General features: G+C 33.4%; 3 protein-coding genes. All 3 read right to left on the bottom strand.

The window, feature by feature from the left end; genetic code table 11:
- Nucleotides 1–224 precede the first annotated feature (224 nt).
- From B5E87_RS14595 to B5E87_RS14585, 3 genes are read right to left on the bottom strand one after another with little or no spacing between them, the layout of a single operon-like run.
- Entirely contained in the window at nt 225–1256 is a 1032-nt protein-coding gene (locus B5E87_RS14595) for a tyrosine-type recombinase/integrase (protein WP_087246126.1), read from the bottom strand.
- Entirely contained in the window at nt 1253–2197 is a 945-nt protein-coding gene (locus B5E87_RS14590; protein ID WP_087246124.1) for a tyrosine-type recombinase/integrase, read from the bottom strand. The genes B5E87_RS14595 and B5E87_RS14590 overlap by 4 nt, the downstream gene beginning before the upstream one ends.
- On the bottom strand, nt 2194–3411 hold the full coding sequence (locus tag B5E87_RS14585) for a tyrosine-type recombinase/integrase (protein ID WP_087246122.1): 1218 nt from the start codon (nt 3409–3411) through the stop codon (nt 2194–2196). The genes B5E87_RS14590 and B5E87_RS14585 overlap by 4 nt, the downstream gene beginning before the upstream one ends.
- Nucleotides 3412–3660 lie beyond the last annotated feature (249 nt).

Here is a 3660-nt window from a genome sequence, read left to right as displayed (position 1 = left end):
TATTCTAGCCATAAGAAAAGAGGAAAGACCTGGTTTGGTCAATCCCCTCGCATACTATCTAAGATAGGTTGTATTAACATATAAATGTAGCGCCGTATACGAGACCCGTACGTACGGTGTTGTTATCCAGAATTCTGGATAATTGCACTTATCCCGAATTATTGATTATCCCGAAAAACAGGTTTTTCCAATGAAAAATCAAGTAAAATTCGGGATAATTTTTATTACTTGAGTGAATATAATTTTTTCAAAAGATCTTCATCATCAAAATCATAATCATTAGTGTTGGTATTAGTTATATCAATAACGGATGAAGCTGCATTGATCGCTTTTCTTTTCATTTCAGTATCTGCATTGGCATAGAATTCCCTAGTGGTGTTAATCTGCGCATGACCTAACCATTCAGATACCAGAGGAAGAGGCATACCGTTACGGTATAGATGCATAGCTCTAGAATGACGAAACATATGACAATATATATGTTTTGGAAAGCTTGAATCAGCATTATTTGCCATGATACAGTATCGATCGATAAATTTCTGTACTGTGTCAGGATTCATTTTTGTTCGTTCACCGTTATGAAATGTAAAAAAGACATGGTCTTCACTGGTTAACTCATAGTTATCTAAATATTTCCTGAGATGCTCAACTGTTTTATCCATTATTGGAACTATACGCATCTTTCTTCCTTTACCATTAAGAACGATATGCGGAGATGAGTCTAAAGAGATATCTTTGAGCCTTATATCTAATAATTCCTGTATTCGAGCTCCCGTATCATATAAAGTAATCATCATCGTGAGATTTCTTCTATCTTTGACATTTAATTGATTAGGTTGACTGAGAAGAAATTCTAATTCTTTCTCACTTAAGAAATCTATGATGATTCCTTTAGTTACAGATTTTATAGGAATCGTCATAAGTTTCAGGTAAATATCGATTAACGTTATATCATGATTGGCAGAATACTTGTAGAATGATCTTATGGCAGCTAATTTTAGATTTCTAGTCTTAGCTGACCAATGATATTCATTTTCCCCATATTCAAGAAATGACTCGACAAGTTCAATCGTTGTATGATTAAAATCAAAATCTCTGAGTTTGATGCCTAAACTAGCCTTAGCGAAATCCAAGAATTGATTCATACAGATTTTATAACTCTTAATTGTATGTTTGCTTGCCCCTTTTTGGTTCGGGAGAAAGATTTCAAAGAAATCGCGAATCATCTTGAAATATTTCAGCTCGTTCTTTTTCATGGTAACACCTCTGGAATGAGTGATTCCATTATTCCCCAATCGATAGCTTTTGAAGTCTTTAGTCTATCAGGTAGTAAATGAATATAATAAGCTGTTTCTTCAAAGCTGGAATGTCCCATATAAGAACTCATGTAAGGCAATATATTATTCAGGTCTTCTCCTTCATCAAGAAATTTCATCATTAACGTCGTTGCAAATCGATGTCGTAGATCATACACTCTAATTCTGGTCATATTAGATGGCTCTTTAGTCGCTTTCCATAATTTTAAAAACTCTGTCCTAAGCCAAGTCGATTTATAACTATCAAGCCTAGGTGAGCTAAACAGATAGGGACTATTCATTTTAAATACCGAAGCTTTTCGCATATAATCTTTGATCATTTCATTGACATCATCAGATATCGGTATGATTCTTTCCTTATGAGCTTTATTCCTTCTTATGAAGATCGTTTTATCATTAAGATTGATGTCGCTTATCATTATTTCTCTTCCTTCGTTAGGCCTCAATCCACAATAAAATATCAACCGATAGATAACAGATATAATTAGCTTCTTATATGAACTCGGATCTTGAACGCTGTTTCTGATGGCTGTATCAAATAAATCAGTAAGTTCCTGATCAGTGAAAATATATGGGATATAGCGTTCTGCATTGGGAGTAAAACTTGTATCCAGGATAAACTCACAAACACCTATCGAATAGATGAATATAGTAAACTGCCTGAGAGTAGACATCCTCTTTTTGAAACTATAACTTTTTTCAGTCGGTCTTGCGATACACCATGGAATCACCATCTTCTTTGTAATGATCGTTTCATTGGGATAGTTATCTTTAAGGTATCTTGAAAAATCTTTAATATACCATCTAGGGTTTTTTGTATCTAATCCACAACTACTGCGATATTCAAGATAATCATCTGTATATTCCCAGCAATATTTCATCGTCTATCACCTCGTATATCATCAAAAGATAGTGTGCATTTTCTCAGGCCTTCTACATCAAGATCGATGTATTGTCTAGATGGTTTTATTGATTGGTGACCAAGTATCTGGGCTACTGTATAAATTGATTGATCAGACTTTATCATTTCGGTCGCAATCATCCTTCTTATACCATGTATCGTATTCTTACCACCAACCATTACACCCGCATCTGCTGACCTTCTTCTTAATATATTATTTATCGAAACACCATCACGGAATCCTTCAAATGGTGCTAATGATCTGATGAACAACTTATCAGATTTAGTCTCAGGTCTTCCATTTAAGACATAATCAGCCAAAGCTGCACACGCATCATTATTGAGTGGTAATTTTAGATAAGAATTAGTCTTTCCTTGAATGATTAGGATTTCTTTATTTTTCCAATCAATATCAGAAAGTTTTATATTAACGATATCTCCTGCCCTGATTCCTGTAAAGCAAGCTAAAACGATGATTGCATAGTCTCTCTTACCTACAGAGCTATTTCTATCAATGATTTTTAAAATCTTTGTGATATCATTAATATCTGCAGCTTTTTTAACTTTTCCATTTTTTACTCTTTTGACCTTTATAAGATGTGAAATATCCTTAAAGATGAGATGTTCATCAAAGAGTTTTCGCATATATTTAGATAATGCAGTAGCTACTTTATCAAGCGATCCAGGTGAAGTTAAAGATACAAGTTTGATAAAAGATACAATGTGGTCGTAAGTTATGTCCTGATATCTATATACACCATTTTCAATCAAGAATGTAGAGAATTTAATTAATGTCTTTTTTTCGAAGTCTATATTACGAGGACTTAAATCTCTGGTTCCAATATAACGATCAATGGATTCTGTAAACAGATTAGTAACTATTTCTTCATTGGCAATTTTAAATTTCCATTTAAAATTGCCGGTTTTTATTACTTCTTTAAGAATTCTCAGACCTCTTAGACGTTTATTAAATGTTCTTTTACCAAATTGATTAGCTTCTAGATAAGATTGATATATTTTCTCAACATTATCATTGACTGCTTCATCGTAATAATCCTCTCCCATCCGTTTGTATTCTACTAAAATGGGATTGAAATGAGTTGAGCGATACTGTTCTTTATAAGTATCATTGCCTAATGCATCAAAGAATGCATTCATAGCTGATTCGACAGCTTCAGTTATAAGTATTTTCATAATGATTACCTCCTGAAGCCATTATAAAAAATTATCCCGAATTTTACTTGATTTTTCATTGGAAAAACCTGTTTTTCGGGATAATCAATAATTCGGGATAAGTGTTGTTATCCAGAATTCTGGATAATTGCACCGTACGTACGGGTCTCGTATACGGCGCTACATTTATATGTTAATACAACCTATCTTAGATAGTATGCGAGGGGATTGACCAAACCAGGTCTTTCCTCTTTTCTTATGGCTAGAATA

Source organism: Massilimicrobiota sp. An142 (assembly GCF_002160725.1).
Classification (GTDB): Bacteria; Bacillota_I; Bacilli_A; order Erysipelotrichales; family Coprobacillaceae; genus Allocoprobacillus; species Allocoprobacillus merdigallinarum.
The sequence above is the reverse complement of the archived record's forward strand: the minus strand, read 5'-3'. Positions and strand labels throughout refer to the sequence as shown.

Excerpts from the sequence above, each read along its gene's own strand:
- B5E87_RS14595 (WP_087246126.1), bottom strand. The coding sequence starts at position 1,256 with ATGAAAAAGAACGAGCTGAAATATTTCAAGATGATTCGCGATTTCTTT.
- B5E87_RS14585 (WP_087246122.1), bottom strand. The coding sequence starts at position 3,411 with ATGAAAATACTTATAACTGAAGCTGTCGAATCAGCTATGAATGCATTC.
- B5E87_RS14590 (WP_087246124.1), bottom strand. The coding sequence starts at position 2,197 with ATGAAATATTGCTGGGAATATACAGATGATTATCTTGAATATCGCAGT.